The 21,601-nt window shown below is 71.5% G+C and carries 18 protein-coding genes; 16 read left to right on the top strand and 2 right to left on the bottom strand.

Annotation, left to right across the window (positions count from 1 at the left end):
* From BLQ50_RS18860 to BLQ50_RS14355, 15 genes are all read left to right on the top strand, one after another.
* The coding region (locus tag BLQ50_RS18860; RefSeq protein ID WP_217629177.1) for a hypothetical protein at positions 1–1,390 on the top strand (1,390 nt) is incomplete at its 5' end.
* Positions 1,387–2,406, top strand: coding sequence for an HAD-IIA family hydrolase (locus BLQ50_RS14415; protein WP_093184975.1), 1,020 nt, complete (start codon positions 1,387–1,389; stop codon positions 2,404–2,406). The genes BLQ50_RS18860 and BLQ50_RS14415, both read left to right, overlap by 4 nt.
* 165 nt (positions 2,407–2,571) lie before the next feature.
* Positions 2,572–2,733, top strand: coding sequence for a hypothetical protein (locus BLQ50_RS18685; RefSeq protein ID WP_175559140.1), 162 nt, complete (start codon positions 2,572–2,574; stop codon positions 2,731–2,733).
* A gap of 26 nt (positions 2,734–2,759) precedes the next feature.
* Positions 2,760–3,653: a TlyA family RNA methyltransferase gene (locus BLQ50_RS14410; RefSeq protein ID WP_093184972.1), complete on the top strand. Its 894-nt coding sequence runs from the start codon at positions 2,760–2,762 to the stop codon at positions 3,651–3,653.
* Positions 3,650–4,600 (top strand): NAD kinase, encoded by a 951-nt coding sequence (locus BLQ50_RS14405; RefSeq protein WP_093184969.1) that lies wholly within the window; start codon positions 3,650–3,652, stop codon positions 4,598–4,600. The genes BLQ50_RS14410 and BLQ50_RS14405 overlap by 4 nt, the downstream gene beginning before the upstream one ends.
* Positions 4,545–6,368, top strand: coding sequence for a DNA repair protein RecN (recN, locus tag BLQ50_RS14400; protein ID WP_245701244.1), 1,824 nt, complete (start codon positions 4,545–4,547; stop codon positions 6,366–6,368). Before BLQ50_RS14405 ends, recN begins: the two co-directional genes overlap by 56 nt.
* Before the next feature lie 5 nt (positions 6,369–6,373).
* Positions 6,374–7,570: a putative cytokinetic ring protein SteA gene (gene steA, locus BLQ50_RS14395; RefSeq protein WP_093184964.1), complete on the top strand. Its 1,197-nt coding sequence runs from the start codon at positions 6,374–6,376 to the stop codon at positions 7,568–7,570.
* Positions 7,571–7,622: 52 nt separating this feature from the next.
* Positions 7,623–8,666: a copper transporter gene (locus BLQ50_RS14390; protein ID WP_175559139.1), complete on the top strand. Its 1,044-nt coding sequence runs from the start codon at positions 7,623–7,625 to the stop codon at positions 8,664–8,666.
* Positions 8,663–9,562, top strand: coding sequence for a hypothetical protein (locus BLQ50_RS14385; RefSeq protein WP_093184959.1), 900 nt, complete (start codon positions 8,663–8,665; stop codon positions 9,560–9,562). Before BLQ50_RS14390 ends, BLQ50_RS14385 begins: the two co-directional genes overlap by 4 nt.
* Positions 9,517–11,238 carry a murein biosynthesis integral membrane protein MurJ gene (gene murJ / locus BLQ50_RS14380; protein WP_245701242.1) on the top strand — a complete coding sequence of 574 codons (1,722 nt, stop codon included), beginning with the start codon at positions 9,517–9,519 and terminating at the stop codon, positions 11,236–11,238. Before BLQ50_RS14385 ends, murJ begins: the two co-directional genes overlap by 46 nt.
* Complete coding sequence (locus BLQ50_RS14375) at positions 11,235–12,404, top strand: glycosyltransferase family 4 protein (protein ID WP_093184956.1); 1,170 nt, start codon at positions 11,235–11,237, stop codon at positions 12,402–12,404. The genes murJ and BLQ50_RS14375 overlap by 4 nt, the downstream gene beginning before the upstream one ends.
* A 14-nt stretch (positions 12,405–12,418) precedes the next feature.
* Positions 12,419–14,101: a CTP synthase gene (locus tag BLQ50_RS14370; protein WP_093184954.1), complete on the top strand. Its 1,683-nt coding sequence runs from the start codon at positions 12,419–12,421 to the stop codon at positions 14,099–14,101.
* The gene (locus BLQ50_RS14365; RefSeq protein ID WP_093185065.1) at positions 14,098–14,715 is read left to right on the top strand and encodes an NUDIX domain-containing protein; all 618 of its coding nucleotides are present in this window, start codon (positions 14,098–14,100) and stop codon (positions 14,713–14,715) included. Before BLQ50_RS14370 ends, BLQ50_RS14365 begins: the two co-directional genes overlap by 4 nt.
* Positions 14,716–14,832: 117 nt before the next feature.
* Positions 14,833–15,861, top strand: coding sequence for an ATP-binding cassette domain-containing protein (locus BLQ50_RS14360; RefSeq protein WP_093184952.1), 1,029 nt, complete (start codon positions 14,833–14,835; stop codon positions 15,859–15,861).
* On the top strand, positions 15,861–16,691 hold the full coding sequence (locus BLQ50_RS14355) for an ABC transporter permease (protein WP_093184950.1): 831 nt from the start codon (positions 15,861–15,863) through the stop codon (positions 16,689–16,691). The genes BLQ50_RS14360 and BLQ50_RS14355 overlap by 1 nt, the downstream gene beginning before the upstream one ends.
* 18 nt (positions 16,692–16,709) lie before the next feature.
* Here BLQ50_RS14355 and BLQ50_RS14350 read toward each other — a convergent pair whose 3' ends face one another.
* On the bottom strand, positions 16,710–20,006 hold the full coding sequence (locus tag BLQ50_RS14350) for an ATP-binding protein (protein WP_093184948.1): 3,297 nt from the start codon (positions 20,004–20,006) through the stop codon (positions 16,710–16,712).
* Positions 20,007–20,076: 70 nt separating this feature from the next.
* Between BLQ50_RS14350 and BLQ50_RS14345 the strand changes: the two genes are divergently transcribed.
* The gene (locus tag BLQ50_RS14345; protein WP_093185062.1) at positions 20,077–20,559 is read left to right on the top strand and encodes an SRPBCC family protein; all 483 of its coding nucleotides are present in this window, start codon (positions 20,077–20,079) and stop codon (positions 20,557–20,559) included.
* Positions 20,560–20,586: 27 nt separating this feature from the next.
* Here BLQ50_RS14345 and BLQ50_RS14340 read toward each other — a convergent pair whose 3' ends face one another.
* On the bottom strand, positions 20,587–21,564 hold the full coding sequence (locus tag BLQ50_RS14340; RefSeq protein ID WP_093184946.1) for a COX15/CtaA family protein: 978 nt from the start codon (positions 21,562–21,564) through the stop codon (positions 20,587–20,589).
* Positions 21,565–21,601 lie beyond the last annotated feature (37 nt).

The following is a 21,601-nucleotide window of genomic DNA, read 5'->3' as shown; positions in this document are numbered from 1 at the left end:
CAACCGTGATGACCGTTCTTCCGCACCCCGTTCGTCCGCTCCCCGTGATGACCGTGGCCCGCGCCGTGACGAGCGTCCTGCATTCAACCGCGATGACCGTTCCAGCGCACCCCGTTCGTCGGCACCGCGCGACGACCGTCCTGCGTACAACCGCGATGACCGTTCCAGCGCACCTCGTTCGTCCGCTCCGCGCGACGACCGTGGTCCGCGTCGGGATGACCGTCCCTACGGTGAGCGTCCCGCATTCAACCGCGATGACCGTTCCTCCGCTCCCCGTTCGTCCGCTCCCCGTGATGACCGCGGCCCGCGCCGCGACGACCGTCCCGCATTCAACCGCGACGACCGTTCTTCTGCGCCTCGCTCGTCCGCTCCCCGTGATGACCGTGGCCCCCGTCGGGACGAGCGTCCTGCGTTCAACCGCGACGACCGTTCCAGCGCACCTCGTTCGTCCGCACCCCGCGGTGAGGAGTCGACTCGCGTCGACGCACCTGCGCTGCCCGAGGGCATCTCCTTCTCCGACCTCGACCGCGACGCACGTGGTCGTCTGCGCACGCTGACCAAGGACAACGCCGAGGTCGTCGGCCTGCACCTCGTGGCGGCCGGCCAGCTCATGGACATCGATCCCGAGCTCGCCTACCAGCACGCTCAGGAAGCGGTCCGGCGTGCCGGACGCGTGGACATCGTCCGCGAGGCTGCTGGGCTCACTGCCTACAGCACGGGTCGTTTCGCCGAGGCGCTGCGCGAGCTCCGCACGGTGCGCCGGCTCAACGGTTCCTCCGAGCACCTGGCGATCATGGCCGACTGCGAACGTGGCCTCGGGCGCCCCGAGCGTGCGATCGCCCTCGCCGCGTCCCCTGAGGCTGCGACCCTCGATGAGGCGCAGTCCGTCGAGCTGGCCATCGTGGTCAGCGGCGCGCGCCTCGACCTCGGCGAGGCCGAGGCTGCAGAGGCCGTGCTCGCGGCCATCACGGTGCCCAAGGGCAACCGCGAGCTCGCGGTGCGCGTGATCGAGGCTCGCCTGGGCGTGCTTGAGGCAGCGGGGCGTACGGTCGAGGCCGCTGCGCTGCTCGCCACGCTCACCCCCAAAGAGCGCGCCACGTTGGCCGACCCCGAGGTCGACGCCGATGTCGTCGTCTTCGACCTCCAGGACGACGCCGCCACTGACTCCGACGACGCCTCCGACGAGGGTTCCTCCTCCGACGAAGACGACGCGGACGACGACAGCGACGCTGACACGGGCGACGAGGCAGACTCCGACGAGGACACCCTCGACGAGACCGCTGACATCGTTCGCGCCGGCAGCACGACTGGTGACAGCTCTTCTGCCCACTCCGACACCGAAGCCGACCACGGCGACTCCGTCAGTGCTGGTGACGAGGACGAGGCGTGAGCGCCACGCTGCTCGGTAGCGCGATCCCGCTCGCGCAGGCCTACGACCTCGCGTTGGTTGACCTGGATGGCGTGACCTACAAGGGTCATGAGCCGATCGAGTTCGCCGCTGAGGGTCTGCGGTCTGCGCGGGCGGCGGGGCTGCGTCTCGTGTTCGTCACGAACAATGCCTCCCGTGAGCCGGAGTCGGTCTCCGACCAGCTCACCTCGCTGGACATCCCGGCCCAGCCGAAGGACGTCATGACAGCCGCCCAGGCCTGCGCGCGCCTGCTCGGCGACCACGTCGACCCGGGGGCTCGCGTCCTCGTGGTCGGCGGGGCTGGCCTGGTCACCGCGGTGACCGAGGCGGGGTACGTCGTCGTGCAGTCTGCGGATGATGCACCGGACGCGGTGGCGCAAGGATTCGCGCCCAGCCTCGGCTGGGCCGACCTCGCCGAGGCCGCGTACGCGGTCGCCGGCGGGGCCGTGCACGTGGTGAGCAACCTCGACCTGTCGCTTCCGACGGCGCGGGGCTTCGCCCCGGGCAACGGCGCGCTCGTCGGGGCGGTCGTCGCGGCGACCGGGGTCCAGCCGTTCAGCGCCGGCAAGCCTTCGCCGGCGATGTACGCCATGGCGATCGAGCGGGCCGGCGCCAGCCGACCGCTCGTCGTCGGCGACCGGCTCGACACCGACCTGGCTGGCGCCCGTGCCGGCGGGTACCCGGGACTCCACGTGCTGACCGGTGTCAACAGCGCACGGGACGACATCCTCGCCCACCCGGGTGAGCGTCCCGACTTCATCGGCGCGGACCTGCGCAGCCTTCTCGTCCCGCACACCGCGCCCACCGCGGCCGCCGGCGGCTGGTGGGAGTGCGACGGGTCGGCCGCCCGCGTCACCGGCGGCCGCCTCGAGGTGCGCGAAGGAGCACCGGACGCAGATCCGGTCGACCTCGTGCGCGCCGCCTGCGCCGCGGCCTGGGCCTTCACCGACGCCGGGGGAGTCGTCGACCCGACGACCGTTCCTGATCTCGCGGTGTGACCCGTCATGCGACCTGCGACAGGATCCGTCGCGCGCTGTGCAGCCCGCAGCCCGCGGCGGTTTCTGTGGGTGACACCAGGACGGTCGACCGGCGCGGTACGGTGGCGGTCTGACAAGTTTGATCGGCGCGGTCCTGTCGCGCCGGTGCACGAGGAGATGAGTGGCGTGACAGAGACAATGTCGCCGATTGCCGGCGCTGAAGACCTCACAGAGATCCTCAGTGCCCTCGATACGCTGGAGGCGCTGCCCGTCGCCGAGCACGTCACGGTGCTCGAGTCGATTCACCACGCGCTCCAGGCGGTCCTCGAGGAACCGGAGAACGAGTGACCGAGGAACGCGGAGGGACACCTCCCGTGAGCACCCAGGCTCCCCAGAAACCATCGTCCGGACGTCTCGACGCCGAGCTCGTGCGCCGCGGCCTGGCTCGCTCGCGCACGCAGGCCGCCGCCCACCTCAAAGACGGCCGGGTCAGCGTCGACGGCGTCGTGGTCACCCGGTCCTCGACCCCGGTGACCGCAGACTCCGTCCTGACCGTGCAGCCTGACGTCGACGACCCAGGCTTCGTCTCTCGGGCGGCCTTCAAGCTCGACGGTGTGCTCGGAGCGCTCGGCGACGGCGGTCCGCCGATCGCCGGAGCCGTCTGCCTCGACGTGGGAGCCTCGACCGGCGGCTTCACCGACGTCCTGCTGCGCCGCGGGGCCCGCACCGTCATCGCCCTGGACGTGGGGCACGACCAGCTCGTGCCGGTGCTCCGCGAGGACCCGCGCGTCGTCGTCATGGAGAAGTTCAACGCACGCCAGCTGACCGCCGACGACCTGCCCGCCCGGCCTCGGGTGGTCGTCGCCGACGTCTCCTTCATCTCGCTGACGTTGATCCTGCCGGCGCTCGTGCGTTCGGTGCCGCGCGACGCGGACCTGCTGCTGATGGTCAAACCACAGTTCGAGGTGGGACGCGAACGCCTCGGGCACGGCGGGGTGGTCCGCAGCGATGCGCTGCGCGGCGAAGCCATCAGGACCGTCACCACGGCGGCGGCCGCTGCAGGGGTCGGTGTTCGAGCGGTGATCCCCAGCCCGCTGCCGGGCCCGCACGGCAACCGCGAGTACTTTGTGTGGTTCACCCGCGCCGAGGGGCCGATCGGCCCCGAGGACGACACGATCGAGCGGGCCGTGGCGCACCCGCTCGGCGCGACGACGGTCGCCCACTGGGCCCACGCGACTGCGACACCAACCACCGGAGGACGATCGTGACCCGCAAGATCCTCGTCGTGACCCACGGCGGACGACAGGAAGCCGTGGTCGGTCTACGTGAGGCGGTGCCCGAGCTCCGCGCAGCCGGCTTCGACGTCCTGCTCCACGACCACGACCTCGCGACCGAGCTCGGCACCGAGAAGTTCGAGCTCGACGACGCGCGCAGCTCCCTCGACGGCACCGAGCTCGTCATGGTGCTCGGCGGCGACGGGACGATCCTGCGCGCGGCGGAGATCACGCACGGCACCCAGGTCCCGCTCTTCGGCGTGAACCTCGGGCACGTCGGCTTCCTCGCCGAGAGCGAGCGGGAGAACTTCCCCGAGGCGGTGCGCCGGATCGCCGCCCACGACTACGTGGTCGAGGAGCGCGGTGTCCTCGACGTCCTCATCTACCTGCCCGGTCGCGACGAACCGGTCCAGGACTGGGCGCTCAACGAGGCGACCATCGAGAAGAGCGAACGAACTCTGATGATCGAGGTGGCTATCGAGGTGGATGGGCGGCCGCTGTCGTCCTTCGGCTGCGACGGGGTGGTCATGGCCACCGCGACCGGGTCGACCGCGCACGCCTTCTCCGGCGGAGGACCCGTCATCTGGCCCGACGTCGACGCGAAGCTGCTCGTCCCGCTCTCTGCCCACGCACTCTTCGCCCGCCCGCTCGTGGTGGGTCCCCGCTCACAGTTCGCGGTCGAGGTGACCACCCGCTCGGGCGGCGAGGGTGTGCTCATCGCCGACGGCCGCCGTCGGACGCAGCTGCCCGTCGGGTCCCGGGTCGAGGTGCGCACCGGCGCGAGGCCGCTGCGCTTCGCCCGGCTCAACCAGGCGCCCTTCACCGACCGGCTGGTGAGCAAGTTCTCGCTCCCGGTCGTCGGGTGGCGCGGAGCGGCGGAGGAGCATGCCGGCGACCTCCGGGTCCACGGCAGCGACCACACGCCAGAACAGGTCAGGTAACGCCGTGCTGCTGGAGATGAGCATCGAGAACCTCGGCGTGATCAGCCGCGCACGGGTGGAGTTCTCGCCCGGGCTGACCGCGATCACGGGTGAGACCGGCGCGGGCAAGACGATGATCCTCACCGGGCTGGGGCTGCTCATGGGCGGCAAGTCCGACGCCCAGACGGTGCGCTCGGGCACGGGGTCCGCGGTCGTGGAAGGCCGCGCCCTGGTCGACGTGCCCGGCCTGGCGGAGAAGATCGACGACGCCGGCGGCGTCCTCGACGAGGACAACACCCTGGTGATCCTGCGTACCGTCGCGGCGCAGGGACGCTCCCGCGCCCACCTGGGGGGCCGCTCCGTCCCGCAGGTGGTCCTCGCCGAGCTCGCCGACGACCTCGTCACGATCCACGGCCAGTCCGACCAGATGCGGCTGCGCTCACCCCAGCGCCAGCGCGAGGCGCTCGACTCCTTCGCGGGGGCAGGGCTGGCCGAGCTGTTGACCGCCTACCGCGGGCGGTGGAACGACCGCATGAAGGCCGCCGGTGAGCTGACCGAGCTCACCGAGCGGGCTCAGGAGCGGGTCCGGGAGGCGGAGCTGCTGCGCCTGGGCCTCGCCGAGGTCGAGCGGACCGGCCCGCTCCCCGACGAGGACACCGAGCTCTCCCAGGAGGCCGAGCGGCTGAGCAATTCCGAGGAGCTGCGGATCTCGGCCAAGGACTCCCTCGCCGCCGTCTCGGGCGACGACCTGGGCGACGTGGCCTCCGACATCGACGCGAATGCGATCGAGATCGTGGACCGGGCGCGCCGCCTCGCCGAGCACGGCGGGCAGTTCGACCCGGCGCTGGCAACCATCGGCCGCCGGCTCGGCGATGTCGGCTACACGCTCTCCGACATCGCCGCCGAGCTCTCCGGATACCTCGCGGCCCTCGACGCCGACCCGGCGCGGCTCGAGACGGTCGAGGCGCGCCGAGCCCAGCTCGGGCACCTGACTCGCTCCTACGGAGCGGATGTCAACGCCGTCATCGCCTGGGCCGGGACCGCTGGACTGCGGTTGGCGGACCTGGAGGACGACGACGGCCGCATCGAGCTGCTGCGCGAGCAGGTCGCCGGGCTCGACGTCACGCTGGCTGCGCTGGCGGCCGACCTCACCTCGGCCCGCACGAGCGCAGCGGCGTCGCTCGCCTCGGCCGTGACCGAGGAGCTCACCGGCCTGGCGATGGCGGGCGCGACCCTGCTCGTCGTGGTCGACGTCCTCGACGAGCTGGGGCCCTGGGGCGCCGACTCCGTGGCCATGCTGCTCAGCGCGCACCGCGGGGGACCACCCCGCCCGCTCGGCAAGGGCGCATCCGGGGGAGAGCTCTCCCGTGTGATGCTCGCGATCGAGGTGGCGCTGGCGACGTCCGACGCCTCCGGTGCCCGCCGGACGCCAACCATGATCTTCGACGAGGTCGATGCGGGCGTCGGCGGCAAGGCCGCCCTCGAGGTCGGGCGTCGCCTCGCCCGCCTCGCCCAGACCACCCAGGTGATCGTGGTCACCCACCTCCCGCAGGTTGCTGCTTTCGCCGACACCCAGCTCGTCGTGACGAAGGGCACATCGGCCCGCGAGGGAGGGCCCCCCGGGGCCAGCGCGGATGATGAGGACGCCATCACGCAGTCCGGGATCCGGGTGGTCGACGACACCGACCGGGTCCAAGAGCTCGCGCGGATGCTCTCCGGTCAGGAGGACTCCGAAGTGGCGCTGAGTCATGCGGCAGAGCTGTTGGCCCTGGCAGCTGTGAGACCATGAGGGCGATGAAGCTCTTCACCAGAAAGACGTCCGCGCACGACTCCGGTGCACTCCTCGAGGGGATCGTGGGCACCGCGAAGGTCGATCGTCGCACCAAGGACCTGACCAAACGGATACGACCCGGCGACATCGCCGTGATCGACCACCTCGACATCGACCGGGTGGCCGCGGACACCCTGGTCGCCGCGCAACCGGCCGCCGTCCTCAATGCCGCCAAGTCCATCTCGGGCCGCTACCCCAACCTGGGTCCCAGCATCCTCCTCGAGGCCGGCATCCCGCTCATCGACGACCTCGGCGCGGACATCATGTCCATCCGCGAGGGCAAGACGCTGCGCGTGGACGACGGCTCGGTCTACCTGGGCACGACCCTCGTGGCCGAGGGGATCGTCCAGGACACCGAGACCGTCGGGCTCGCCCTCGAAGAAGCCCGCGAAGGGCTGTCCGCCCAGCTGGAGTCGTTCGCGGCGAACACGATGGACTACCTGCTGCGCGAGAAGGACCTGCTGCTCGACGGCGTCGGCGTCCCCGAGATCAGCACGAAGATCGCCGGGCGCCAGGTGCTCATCGTCGTGCGCGGCTATCACTACAAGGAAGACCTGCAGACGCTGCGGCCCTACATCAAGGAGTATCGCCCGATCCTCATCGGCGTCGACGGCGGAGCCGACGCGATCATCGAGGCAGGCTGGTCCCCCGACCTCATCGTCGGTGACATGGACTCCGTCTCGGACAAGACGCTGCGGTGCGGAGCCGAGATCGTGGTCCACGCCTACCGCGACGGACGGGCACCGGGCCAGGAGCGCGTGCAGGCGCTCAACGTGCCCTTCGTCGTGTTCCCGGCGGCCGGGACGAGCGAAGACATCGCGATGCTCCTCGCCGACGACATGGGCGCCGAGGTCATCGTCGCGGTCGGCACGCACGCGACGCTCGTGGAGTTCTTGGACAAGGGCCGGGCCGGGATGGCCAGCACCTTCCTGACCCGGTTGCGGGTCGGTGGCAAGCTCGTCGACGCGAAGGGGGTCTCCCTGCTGTACCGGCGCCGGATCTCCAACGCTCAGCTCATCCTCCTGGCCTTCGCGGGGATCATCGCGGTGATCGCCGCGATCGTCTCGACCTCGGTCGGGCAGACCTTCCTCGGTCTCATGGGCGCCCGGTTCGACGACCTCTGGTCGTGGCTCTACCACCTCGCGTGGTGGACGTCATGACCGCAGCGACGTCGCCCGCCCTCCTCGTCCCGTCTCAGAAAGTTTGTCTCCAGTGATCGACTTCCGGTACCACATCGTCTCCCTCATCTCGGTCTTCCTGGCCCTCGCCGTGGGCATCATCCTCGGGGCAGGCCCGCTCAAGGAGTCCATCGGCGACCAGCTCACCGGGCAGGTCGACGCGTTGCGTTCCGACAAAGATGCGCTGCGCACGGAGCTGGACGGCGCCCACACCGCGCTCACCGACACCGAGTCCTTCGTCGCGGCGACCGCGCCGTCCCTGCTCGAGGGTGTGCTTCCCGGACGCCGGGTGGCGATCATCCAGCTGGGCACGATCGACGACGCGGTCTACGACAGCGCAGCGCAGCAGATCCTGGCCGCCGGCGCGACCGTCAGCGCCCGGGTCCAGGTCACCGACGCGTGGACCGATCCCGCCCAGGCCGACACCCGCCAGTCCTACGCGACCTCCCTCACGGAGTACCTGGACAACCCGGCCGCCGCCGAAGGCTTCGACACCACGCTCGCCCAGGTTCTGGTCAACTCCCTGGCGGACGCCGACCCTGCCAACCCCGACGTCTTCTCCTCCGACGCGGGCCTCGTCCGGTTGATCCTCGTGGACGGCAAGCTCATCGAGGTCCTCACCGACCCGCAGGCACCGGCCGACGCTTTTGTCATCCTGACCCCCAAGCAGGCGGAGTCCGGGGCTGAGAAGACCGCGGAGGCCACCGCGATCGCGGCGGCCGCAGAGATCGAGGTCAAGCTCGTCGTGGCTGCCCAGGCCGGGTCGGAAGGCGCCGTCGTGGCCGGGACCGCACCAGTCGAGGGCGACCTCATCTCCGTGATCCGCGCCGACAGCGCCCTCGCGTCCACCCTGACCACGGTCACCGACCTGTCGAGCATCACCGGTGCGGTCAATGTCCCGCTGGCGCTGGCCGCCCGGATCGGCGGACAGGTCGGCCAGTTCGGCTTCGGCGCCGGTGCGACGGCCCCGGCGCCTCCCGCGGTCGCGCTCGAGCCGATCACCCGCGTCCCCTCCGGTGGAGACGTTGCTCCGGACGCGGGTGGCGCCGAGCCTCCCGCCGAGGGCGATGCCGGATGACCTTGCGACGGTGGCTCACGGCCGGCGTCGTCTCCGCGGCGGCGACCGCGGCCGCCCGGGCGGGGCTCGCTGCTCGTGCGCCCGGGGGAGAGCAGCGGTGGACCCGGCGCAACCACCGCGGTGAACCGATCAGCCTGCTCGAAGGACCGGCCGCGGTTGCCGGCCTCGTGGCGGGCGTCCTGGCAGGCGGCGCGCACTCGTCGAGCGAGCGCACCCCGACAGGTTGCGATCGCGGGGGACGCGAGACGGTCGCCCAGGTGGTCGCCGTCATCGGCGCCGGGGCCTTCGGAATCTACGACGACCTCGTCGAGGACACGAGCTCTCGGTCCAAAGGGCTGCGTGGGCACCTGACCGCGGCGCTGCATGGTGAGCTCACGACCGGTGGCCTCAAGGTCCTGGGAATCGGTGGCGCGGCGCTCATCGCGGCCGCGATCGCCTCCGACCGTAGGGCGTCCGCACCGGTGCGCGTCCTGGACATCGCGCTCGACGGTGCCTTGATCGCGGCCTCGGCCAACTTCGTCAACCTCCTCGACCTGCGCCCGGGGCGGGCGCTCAAGGCCAGCGCGCTGGCCGCCACGGCGATGACAGCGGCCGGGCTGGGGACCGCCCCCGCTGCAGTGCTCGGCGCGACTCTCGGGACCGCGCGCGCGGACCTTGCCGAGGCGGACATGCTCGGCGACGGCGGCGCCAACGCTCTTGGCGCGCTGCTCGGGGCGACCCTTGCGCTCGGCGCCCCACGGCCGGTCCGGGCGGTCACGCTCGCCGCCCTGGTGGCCCTGACCGTCGCGAGCGAGAAGGTGAGCTTCTCCCGGGTCATCGCGGGCACGCCGTGGCTCGCCGCAGTGGATGCGTGGGGGCGACGCGCCCCCACGGCGACGGACAGCGCACCGGAGTGAGGGCCCGGCTGATCGCCGCGACCCAGACCTTCGCGGGCGCGGCGATCATGATCACGGCCGTGACGGTCCTCAGCCGGCTGCTCGGGTTCGGGCGGTGGCTCGTGCAGGCCAAGGAGCTCGGCACCGGAGGCGTCGCTGCCTCCTACGCGGCCGCGAACGTCCTGCCCAACGTCCTGTTCGAGGTGGCCGCCGGGGGAGCCCTGGCCGGCGCGGTCGTGCCCCTGCTGGCCGGTCCGCTGCTGCGCAAGGCGCGCGTGGAGGTCAACGACATCGCTTCGGCGCTGCTGACGTGGGCGGTCGTCGCCCTTGTCCCGCTGGCCCTTGTGCTCGCCGTGTTCGCCCGGCCGATCGTCGGGCTGATACCGGATGTGGGGACTGGCGCCGAGGCCGACGTGGCCGCGTACTTCCTCATGATCTTCGCCTTGCAGGTCCCTCTGTATGGCGTCGGGGTGGTGCTGTCTGGGGTGCTGCAGGCCAACCGGCGGTTCTTCTGGCCGGCGGCCGCACCGATGTTCTCCTCGATCGTCGTCATCGGCGCATACATCGTCTTCGGGCGGCTTGCGGACGGCCACCAGGGGCAGCCTGACCAGCTCTCGGCGACCGCGCTCGGGTGGCTCGCGTGGGGGACCACAGCCGGCGTGGCGGCCATGAGCCTGCCGCTGTTCATCCCGGCCCTGCGCACCGGCGTCCGGCTGCGCCCCACGCTGACCTTCCCGACCGGCGTGGGCACCCGGGCCCGCCGGCTGGCCTTCGCGGGCATCGGGGCCCTCGTTGCACAGCAGATCTCCGTGCTCGCGGTCCTGTACGCCGCGCACAAGTTCGGGGACAGCGCGACCTTCAACATCTACCAGTACTCCCAGGCGGTGTACGTGCTGCCCTACGCCGTGCTGGCGGTCCCGCTCGCCACGAGCGCCTTCCCGCGGCTGGCGGCACGCGCTGACGCTGGGGACACCCCCGGCTTCGCCCGGCTCAGCGCGATGTCGACCCGCGCCGTGCTCGCCGTCTCCGGGGCGGGCGCCGCGGCACTCATCGCGGTGGCGCCCGCGGTCGAGTCCTTCTTCGGCTTCACCAAGGGGGGCGTGGAGGGGATGGCCACCTCGATCGCGTGGTCGGCCCCCGGCCTGGTGGGCTTTGCGCTGCTGTTCCACCTGTCCAGGTCGCTCTACGCGCTCGACGGGGGCCGCTCGGCCGTGATCGGGGCGGCAGCTGGCTGGGCGGTCGTCTCGGTGCTCGCCGTCGTGGTGCCTGCCGTGCTCACGGGCGGCACCAAGAACGGCACGATCACTCTCGCCGCGATCGGCGCGGCGAACTCGGCCGGCATGTGCGTGGCCGGGATCGTCCTGCTGGTCGCCCTGCGCCGACGGGCGGGCGCCGCCGCGATCGGCGGTGTGGGGCGGACCGCCGTCGTGCTCGCGGTGGGCGGAGCGGCCGGAGCCGCACTGGGCCACGTGCTGTGCACGGTCGCGCTCCCGGGCAGGGCATCGACCGTGGTCGCGTTCGCGATCGGCGTGGCCGCTGCGCTGGTCGCCCTGATCGTGGTGGCCGCGGTCCTGGCCGCCGGCGACCGGACGCTGCTTGGCCTCGTGCGGCGGGGCGGCGCGCGTGAGAAGGTCGCTGACCCCGCACAGCCCAAGATCACCACACCCGAGGACGAGGCAGATGGACGAGGCAGATGACTGAGCGCCGCACGGCCGACGGGCCGACCCGGATCCTGCAGGTTCTCGGCTCGAGCGCCGGGGGAGTAGCCCGCCATGTCGGTCAGATCTCCGCGGCGTTGAGCGCGACCGGAGACGGCGGCCTCGGTGCGGAGGTGGTCGTGGCAGGTCCGGAGTCCGTGCGTGGGCTCGTGGTGACCGCCCCCCGGGTCGGCTTCGCCGCGGTCGAGATCGCCGACCGCCCGCGAGCCTCTGACGTGAGCGCCGTTCGAGCGCTGCGCCGACTCGCGGCCGGCTGCGACGTCCTGCACGCGCACGGGCTGCGTGCCGGGGCCCTCGCGGTGCTCGCGGCGCGGTCGCTGCCCCGGCGTGCCCGGCCCCGCATGGTCGTCACCCTGCACAACCTTCCGGTGGGCTCGCGGTCCGTCCGCGCCGTCTCCGCCGTGCTCGAGACCGTGGTGGGTCGCGGCGCGGACGAGGTCCTCGGGGTGAGCAGCGACCTCGTCGAGCTGGCCCGACGTCGCGGCGCACGCCAGGCGCAACGGGCGCTGGTTCCCGCGCCGCTCGCTCCGGCGTCGGGCAGGCCGGGCGGAGATGCTGCCGCGGTGCGTGCGGGACTGGGCCTCGAGGCCGACGAGCGGCTGCTCGTCACGGTCGGGCGGCTGGCCCCGCAGAAGGGCCTCGATACCCTCTGCGAGGCCGCCTCCCAGCTCCTGGTGGCAGCCCCCGGGCTGCGCTTCGTGTGGGTCGTGGCCGGGGACGGCCCGCTCGCGGGCACCCTGCGCGCGGACGTCGCTCTGCGTGCGGTGCCCGTCCGTCTGCTCGGCGCCCGGACCGACGCGGTCGACCTCATGGCCGCCGCGGACGTCGTCGTCAGCACCGCGGTGTGGGAGGGGCAGCCGCTCGGCGTCCAGGAAGCGCTGCGCGTCGGGGCGGCCGTCGTGGCCACCGACGCGGGCGGCACCCGGGAGGTGACCGGCGACGCAGCGGTGCTCGTGCAGGTCGGGGACGCGCGGGCGATCGCGACGGAGATCGGCGCGCTGCTTGCAGACCCGGGTGCGCTGGGCCGGCGCCGCGAGCTGGCGGTGCGCCGCGCCGCACAGCTGCCCACGATCGACGACGTCGTGAGTAGCCTGTCTCACATCTACCGGCTGACCTCGGATCCCCACCCACGGGCGTTCGACTGATAGAGTGGAACCCCGTGGCAGACCATGTGAACAGGCTTCAGTCCAGCAACCAAGTCGCGTCGGAATCGACGACACGGCACATCTTCGTGACCGGGGGTGTCGCCTCCTCCCTGGGTAAGGGATTGACGGCGTCCAGCCTCGGTCGTCTGCTTCGGTCCCGCGGTCTGCGGGTCACCATGCAGAAGCTCGATCCCTATCTCAATGTGGATCCGGGCACCATGAATCCCTTCCAGCACGGCGAGGTCTTCGTCACCGAAGACGGCACCGAGACCGACCTCGACATCGGGCACTACGAGCGGTTCCTCGACGTCAACCTGGCGGCCGCCGCGAACGTCACGACCGGGCAGGTCTACTCCCAGGTCATCGCGAAGGAGCGCCGAGGCGAATACCTCGGCGACACCGTCCAGGTCATCCCGCACATCACCGACGAGATCAAGCGCCGCATGCGCGCCCAGGCGAGCGACGACGTCGACATCATCATCACCGAGATCGGTGGCACGGTCGGTGACATCGAGTCCCAGCCCTTCCTCGAGGCCGCCCGCCAGGTCCGCCACGAGCTCGGTCGCGACGACGTCTTCTTCCTGCACGTCTCCCTCGTGCCGTACATCGGCCCGAGCGGTGAGCTCAAGACGAAGCCGACCCAGCACTCCGTCGCCGCGCTGCGCAGCATCGGCATCCAGCCTGACGCGATCGTCCTGCGGGCCGACCGGGACGTGCCGGAGTCCATCAAGCGCAAGATCTCGCTCATGTGCGACGTCGACAACGAGGCCGTCATCACCTGCAAGGACGCGCCCAGCATCTACGACATCCCCCGGGTCATCCACGCCGAGGGCCTCGACTCCTATGTCGTGCGTCGCCTCGGCCTGACCGCGCACGACGTGGACTGGGACGGGTGGTCCGAGCTGCTCGAGCGGGTGCACGAGCCGGAGCACCGCGTGGAGATCGCCCTCGTCGGCAAGTACATCGACCTGCCCGACGCCTACCTCTCGGTCACCGAGGCGCTGCGAGCCGGCGGCTTCGCCAACGACGCCAAGGTTGTCATTCGGTGGGTCCCCTCCGACGAGTGCCAGACCCCCGAGGGGGCCGAGGCGTCCCTCGGCGGCGTCGACGCGATCCTCATCCCCGGTGGCTTCGGCGTCCGCGGCATCGAGGGCAAGCTCGGCGCGCTGCGCTGGGCTCGCGAGGGCGGCGTCCCTACCCTCGGCATCTGCCTCGGCCTGCAGTCCATGGTCATGGAGTACGCACGCAACGTCGTCGGGCTGGAGGGGGCGTCGTCCTCGGAGTTCGACCCGGACACCAAGTACCCCGTGATCGCCACGATGGCCGAGCAGGAGAGCTTCGTCGACGGAGCGGGCGACCTCGGCGGCACGATGCGACTGGGTGCCTACGACGCCGCACTGGCCCCCGGGTCGGTCGCCGCGCAGGTCTACGGCGCCGAGCTCGTCTCCGAGCGGCACCGCCACCGCTATGAGGTCAACAACACCTACCGGGCCCAGCTCGAAGAGGCTGGCCTCGTGTTCAGCGGCACGTCGCCGGACGGGTCCCTCGTCGAGTTCGTCGAGCTGCCCAAGACCGTGCACCCGTACTACATCTCCACCCAGGCTCACCCCGAGTTCAAGTCCCGCCCGACCCGCGCGCACCCGCTGTTCGCCGGTCTGGTCAAGGCCGCCCTGGACCGTCAGGGCGTGTGGGTGTGACGATCTCCGATGTCAGTGCCCCTCGCGCCGTGCTGAGCCACGACGTCGTCCATGCCGGTCGGATCTTCGACCTGGTGAGCGACGAGGTCGACCTCGGCCGCGCGCGGGTGCGCCGTGAGTACATCGACCACCCGGGCGCGGTCGCGGTCATCGTGCTCGACGACGCCGACCGGGTGCTGCTGCTCAAGCAGTACCGGCACCCGGTCCGGCGTGAGCTGTGGGAGCCGCCGGCCGGTCTGCTCGACCTGCCCGGAGAGTCAGCGCAGCTTGCCGCCGCACGTGAGCTCGCCGAGGAGGCCGACCTCGTGGCCGCGTCCTGGCACGTGCTCGTGGACTACTTCACGACCCCGGGCGGCAGCAACGAGGCGCTGCGGGTGTTCCTGGCCCGCGGCACGTCGCCGGTCCCCGAGGCCGATCGGCACGTCCGCGAGGACGAAGAAGCCGACATCAGCACGCGCTGGGTCCCCCTCGACGAGGCCGTCGCGGCCGTGCTGGCCGGGGACGTCCACAACCCCTCGGCGGTCGTAGGACTGCTCGCCGCGGCCGTGTCGAAGGCCGGCGGGTGGGCCAGCCTGCGCCCGGCCGACGCGCCGTGGCCCGAGCGCCGGGGCTGACAGGGCTGTAGCTGTCCCGGACCGTCGGAGTCCGTGACAGCGCACGAGGGAATCGTGACAATGCCGTGACAGTGCGGTGACAGTGCCCTGAAAGCACCTGGGGTCATCGTTGTTCCCATGACACAGACCCAGGAACTCATCTCCTCCCGGCCCCCGGCCGGTTCCCGGCTCGCAGTCCACACAGAAGATCTCGTGAAGACCTTCGGTGAGACCCGTGCCGTCGACAACATTTGCCTCGACGTCGCCGAAGGCGAGATCTTCGGTGTTCTCGGACCGAACGGCGCAGGCAAGACGACCGTGCTCCGCATGCTCGCGACCCTCCTCGACATCGACAGCGGCGTGGCCCAGATCTTCGGGGTCGACGTCGCCAGGTCCCCGCACGTCGTGCGCCAGCTCATCGGCCTGACCGGCCAGTATGCCTCGGTCGACGAAGGGCTCACTGCACTCGAGAACCTCCGCCTCTTTGGCCGCCTGCAGGGTCTGAGCCGCGCCCAGGCGCGTTCGACGGCAGACGACCTGCTCACCCAGTTTGCGCTCGAGGAAGCCGCCAACAAGCCGTTGGCGAAGTTCTCAGGAGGTATGCGGCGCCGCCTCGACCTCGCGGCCAGCCTCATCACCCGCCCACCGCTCATCTTCCTCGACGAGCCGACGACCGGACTTGACCCGCGGACCCGCGGCCAGATGTGGACGACCATCCGGTCGCTCGTGGCCGACGGGGCGACGGTCCTGCTGACCACCCAGTACCTCGACGAGGCAGACCAGCTCGCTGACCGCATCGCCGTGATCGACCACGGCCGGACCGTCGCCGAGGGCACCCCCGACGAGCTCAAGTCCTCTGTGGGTGTGTCCACGCTCCAGCTCGACGTGGCCAGCGCCGTCCAGGGCGCCGAGGCCGCCCGCGTCATCGAAGCGGTCCTCGGGACCGAGGTGCACCTGGCACCAGAGCAGGGACGCATCACCGTCCCGCTCCCGGCAGCGGACAAGGCGGGTGACGTTCTTGTCGCCCTGCGCGCCGCATCGATCAGCGTCGCATCGCTCCAGGTGAGCAAGCCCAGCCTCGACGAGGTGTTCCTCGCGCTCACCGGCAGCGGGGTCCCCGACGAGCAGAACGACCCGACGTCCTCGACCGTGCAGGAGACACACTGATGACCACCTCAACCCTCGCCCCTGCGGCTGTGGCGACCGATCCGGCCGCACGGACCACACCCCACGTCACCCTCAGCGCCGGTCTGTCACAGACCTTCTCGCTCGCATGGCGGGCACTCAAGACCATGCAGCGCAACCCCGAACAGCTCTTCGACGTGATCGTCCAGCCGCTCCTGTTCACGGCTATGTTCGCCTACATCTTCGGAGGGGCGATCTCAGGGAGCGTCGCAGACTACCTGCCTCTTCTCATCCCCGGCATCCTCGCCCAGACCTCGCTCACGGCCTGCATGGCCACGGGCGTCAAGCTGCGCGAGGACATGGACAAGGGTGTCTTCGATCGGTTCAAGTCGCTGCCCATCGCTCGGACGGCGCCGATCGCCGGGCCTATGGTTGCTGACCTGCTGCGCTACTTCATCGCTGCGACATTGACGTTCTTCACCGGGATCCTCATGGGGTACCGCCCCGGCGGAGGCGTCTGGGGAGTGTCCGGAGCAATCCTGCTCGTCGTCGTCGCAGGCTGGTCGCTCGCGTGGATCTTCGCCTGGCTCGGGACCATCGCGCGCTCGGCCACGAGCGTTCAGGGGATCTCCATGATGATCATGTTCCCCCTCACGTTCCTCTCGAACGCCTTCGTCACGGTCGACACGCTTCCGAGCTGGCTCCAGACCTTCGTCAAGGTCAACCCGGTGTCCCACATCGTCACGGCCGTCCGGGACCTCGCGAACAACGGGACGGTCGGGGCCGAGGTGGGATGGGCCCTCTTCGCCTGCGCGGTGGTCATCGCCATCTTCGCCCCGCTCGCGGTCCGCAGGTACTCCCGCTCGGTGTGACCGCACCTGCGCTGAAGGTCAGACCCGGAAGGGCTTGCGCCGCAGCACCGTGAAGACCTGGCCGACGACGTCCGCCATGGCCAGCTCGGTCGCTGCGGCGTTGGCCGTCTCGACGCGATAAGTGCCGTGCAGGCGCCGCGCGTCGGCGTCGTGCACGGCCCACTGCAGGGACGGAAGGTCCTGGCGCGAGCCCATGCGCTTGGCGAGGGCCAGCAAGAACAGCCCGTCGTCGACCCGGTCCCAGGACGGGGAATGGACGAGGTAAGCACCCAGTGCCACGACGGCCGTGCCCAGGACCGGGACGTCGATGAATGGCGCGGTCACCCTCCGCGCGGCGAGCACCCGAGTGCGCAGCTCAACAGCGAAGCTCTCCGCCCTCGGGTCGCCGGAGAGCAGAGCGATGCTGACAGACCCGGCGAGGAACATGGTCGACAACGGCGAGAGCCGCTGTGTCTTGGCTCCCAGCGCGGTCTGCGCGGCCACGTACAAGCTCATCGCCTCGTCAAGGTGGCCGCGCAGGTAGGCGACCTCGGCCCGGCCCGCGTACCCGACGCTCGCCATGTCGACGAGCTCCGCGCCGTTGATCACCGCGGGTCCGTTCTCGCTCGTGCACAGCGCGGTGAACATGCGCTCTGCGGCGTCGAGCTGACCCGTCGAGGCGAGGCTCGACGCCTCGAGCCAGCGGAGCTGGCTGAGGTCCGCGTCGGCGCCGAGTCGCGCGAGTCCGTCCCGGGTGAGTTCGATCCAGTGCAACGCCTGGTGCGGGTCGCCCTCCTCGCTCGCGAGCTGAGCCAGCACGGTCGCCGACGTCGCCGCTCCCCAGACGTCGTCGGCGCCGAGCGCCACCTGGTGCGCCCGCTCGGCGAACTCGCGCGCCTGGTCGTATTCGCCGGCGTTCTCGGCGAGCTGTGCGCTCGCGATGTTCCCCACCATCGCGACGAAAGGGTGGACCGAACGATGGCTCGTGACCAGGGCCGTCGCCGTGGCCGTGAGGTCAGTCGACCCCAGAACCAGCTCGGCAAGCTCTCGGACGGCGCCCGAGAGCAGACCTGGGGTCCGGACGAGGCGGCGAAGCCGTCCGAGCGCCCGGCGCGCCTGCATCGTGGACGAGCCGAAGGCCGTGGCGACCATGAGGAGATAGGCCATCGCGGCGGCGTCGGCGTCGGCCGGGGAGACTGACCAGCCCACGAGCGCGCTCGTCACCTCCGGGGCCAGCGCCGGGATCTCGCTGTGCATCCCCCGCAGGGTCCAGTGCATCGCGAGCAAGGAAAAGACCGGCAGGATCACGTCGCCGCGTCGCTCGGCGATCCCGCGACGGAGCACGTGCACGAGGGTGTCCTGCTCGACCTGCGTGGCCGCCATCGCCTGGACCTGGCCAGGGCCGGTCAGGTGCCCGGCATGCAGACGGGTGAAGCCCACAGCCCACGCGAAGAGCGCATCGCGAGCTTGGTCGTTCTCACCGGCCTCCGCGAGGCGGAGCGCGGCGAACTCTCGGACCGTCTCGAGCATCCGGAACCGCACCGACACGGCCCCGGGCGCCTCGGCGACAGTCAGCAGGGACTGGTTGACCAGCCCGTCCAAGGCATCCACGATCTCGACCGAGTCGTCAGCGACGGCCAGGCGCCCGAGCGTGCCGACGACCTGAGCCCCTGCGGCGTCGAGACCGTCGGGGAAGATGGACAGCCGGGCGAGCACGTCCTGGTCCTGGCGGGTGAGCAGCTGCCAGCTCCAGTCGATCACCGCCTCGAGCGTGCGGTGGCGCACGGGGGCGGACCGGTCGCCCGCGGTCAGCAGCGCGAACCGTGCCGTGAGACGCCGGGAGATCTCCTCGACGGACATCGTGCGCACCCGGGCGGCGGCGAGCTCGATCGCGAGCGGGAGACCGTCCAGACGCTCGCAGAGCTGCGCCACGGCACGGAGCGGCAGGTGGGCATCGGGGCGGACGCCTCGCGCCCGCTCGAGGAACAGCTGGACCGCCGGCCCCGGGCCGCCGCTGGCCAGTGCGGCCAAGGGGGCCAAGGAGTGCAGGTTCTCACCGGACACCGCGAGCGGGGACCGGCTCGTGGCGAGGATCGCCAGGGAGGGGACCCCCGCAAGCAGCTCGCTCGCCCACCGGGCCGCGCCGTCGACGACGTGCTCACAGTTGTCGAGCACGAGGAGGGTGCGGGTCTCGCTCAGGCGCTCCAGCACTCGGGTCGCTGCATCGGCTCGCAGCAGGTGGTCGCCCAGGCGCTGCCCGCCGGTCTCTTCGCGTACGCCCAACGTCGAGGCGACGGCCCCGAGGACATCCTCGTCGGCCCGGATTCCCGCGAGCTCGACGACCACCACGGCCTGTGCGTCGAGGCTCTCGTGCTGGGCTACCGCCTGGGCCAGCCGTGTCTTGCCGAGCCCGCCGGGCCCGAGGATCGTCACGAGGCGCTCCCGGCCCAGTGCCTCGACCAGGTGGGCGACGTCGTGGTCACGCCCCAGCAGCGCGTTGGGCGGGGTGCGCAGCCCGATGTGGCGGGCAGCGGGGGTTTGGGGACCGGTCGCGGCCGTGGTGGGCGGCGCCGGTGGAGCGTTCAAGTCCGTCTGAGGATCCTGCAGGAGCGAGGAGTTGAGGTTGATGAGCGCGGCCCCCGGGGAGGTGCCGAGCTCGTCCGCAACAGCGTCGCGCAGGACGGCGAACACCCGGAGCGCGTCGTTGACACGACCGGCGTCGGCGTAGCAGCGCATGAGGATCAGGTGGGCGAGCTCGTCCGTGGGATTGTTCACAGCCTGCCGCTCGGCGCGGGGGAGCGCCGCTGAGAGATTGCCTCGAGCCCAGTCCGCCTCAAGCAGCACGCGGTCGAGGGAGTCGAGGAGACCGCGTGAGGCGGTGCGCAGCTGCAGGGCAAGTTCGGGGTGCTGGGCCAGATCCTCTCCCGGGTCACCGCGCCAGAGGGCGAGGCCTTGCAGTGCGAGATCCGCACCGGCGTCGGCGCGTCCGGCGTCGAGAGCAGCGCGGGCGGCGACGGCGAGGTCGTGTGCCTCATCGAGGTCGCTCGGTCCGGTCAGGCGGTACCCGGTCGGGGTGGAGGCGATGAGCGAGCCAGCGGTCAGGGCGCGGGTGCGGGAGACGAGGGTCTGCAGCGCCGACCGGGGAGCGTGCGGTGGGAGCTCGGGCCAGAGGTCGGCTGTGAGGGCGGCAATGGTCGCGGCGTGCCCGCGCTCAAGGGCCAGGGCGACCAGCAGCGCCCGGACCAGCGCGCCCGTGAGAGGGACCGGCTCGGGATCGAGGAGTGTGATCGGACCCAGGACTGCGGCGCGAGCGGGAGGTGGGTTCGACGATGGCACGCGGTCAGTCTAGACGGGGGGCCCGACAGGTCGGGGTCCAGGGTGGGAGGGTCGTGGCACCATGGGCGTCATGCCCATCGTCGAGTCCTCCGTCGTGGTCCCGCTCGAACCGGCACTGGCCTTCGCGGTGTCCCAGACGACCGGAGCAGTCCGGCTGCGCTGGGACCCGTTCATCCGCCGACAGTCCTTCCTCGACGGCGCACCGGCCCCCGCGACCGGGGTGCGGACGCTCACCCAGCACCGCCTGGGCCTGCGGATGGTCAGCCAGTACGTCTCCTACCGCCCGCCGACGACGGTCGGGATGAAGATGGTCACCGGGCCGTGGTTCTTCTCGGTCATGGCCGCCGGCTGGCGCTTTGAGCCCCATCCCTCGGGTGGGACGCGCGCGGTGTGGCGCTACAACTTCTCCTGCCGACCCGCGTGGCTGGCCCCGCTCGCCGAGCGGATCGGCGTAGTGGTGCTGCGCCGGGACATCGAGCGGCGGATCGCTGGCTTCGCGCGCGGGTGCGCCGACCCGGTCGTGCTGGCCGCCGCCAGCGACGCCGTGAGCTGAGCCGCGGAGCTGCCCGACGGCGCGCACTCAGGCGCGCGTGGCGTCCTTGCCGCTCAGGTCCACGTCCGCGCGGGTGCGCAGCGCGAGCGGCACGCGTGCGGCGCCGGCGGTCAGGGTGGCGGCGCCCAGCATGTGCAGCCCGACGAGGATCTCGGGCAGTCCGGTGAAGTACTGGACGTAGCCGATCGCGCCCTGGGCCAGGGTCAGGACGGCGAGCAGCGCGATCACCCGGCGGGCCTTGGTCAGCGGGGGCTGGGTCCGCCACACGAGCACGGTCAGGACGGCGAGCAGCGCGATGAACAGCCAGACGAACCCGGCGTGGAACTTCGTCACGTGCGCGGGGTCGAAGGCGAAGCGGTAGCCGTCCTCGGAGTCGCCGGAGTGCGGGCCCGCGCCGGTCACCACGACCCCGAGCACAAGGACCGGGACGAGGGCGATCTCGAGCAGCCAGGTGGCCACGCGGGTGCGGGGTGCCACGAGCGAGACGGGTGGGGCGTCGCCTTCCGCGGACCGGTCGAGCAGGATCGCCGAGACGGCCACGAGAGCCATCGAGATGAGTAGATGCCCCCCGACGATCGCCGGGTGCAGGTCCACCAGCACGGTGATCCCGCCGATCACGGCCTGCGCGACCACCCCGAGCAGGGGCGTCAGTCCCAGCAGCCGGTAGGACAGCGAGCGGGAGCGGTTGGTCCAGACCAGGAGGGCGACGGCGATCGCCAGGACCCCGAGCACGCCGGTGAGGGTCCGGTTCCCGAATTCGATGAAGGGGTGGATCGAGGAGGCGTCGTGCAGGGACGGGGTGAACTCCCCGGGCTCGCACATGGGCCAGGTGGAGCAGCCCAGGCCGGAGCCGGTCAGGCGCACCGCGCCGCCCGTGCCGACGATGATGATCTGTCCGACCAGGTTCGCGATGATCGCCGGGCGGGTCCATCGCAGGGCGACGGCCGACCACGAGCGCTTCGGCGAGGAGGCGGTCGTGCGCGGCGGCGTGGTTGAGGTGCTCACGGAACTACCGTAGCGGTCCACGCTCGCCGGACACGCA

The organism is Sanguibacter gelidistatuariae (assembly GCF_900096585.1).
GTDB classification, from domain to species: domain Bacteria; phylum Actinomycetota; class Actinomycetes; order Actinomycetales; family Cellulomonadaceae; genus Sanguibacter; species Sanguibacter gelidistatuariae.
The sequence above is the reverse complement of the archived record's forward strand: the minus strand, read 5'-3'. Positions and strand labels throughout refer to the sequence as shown.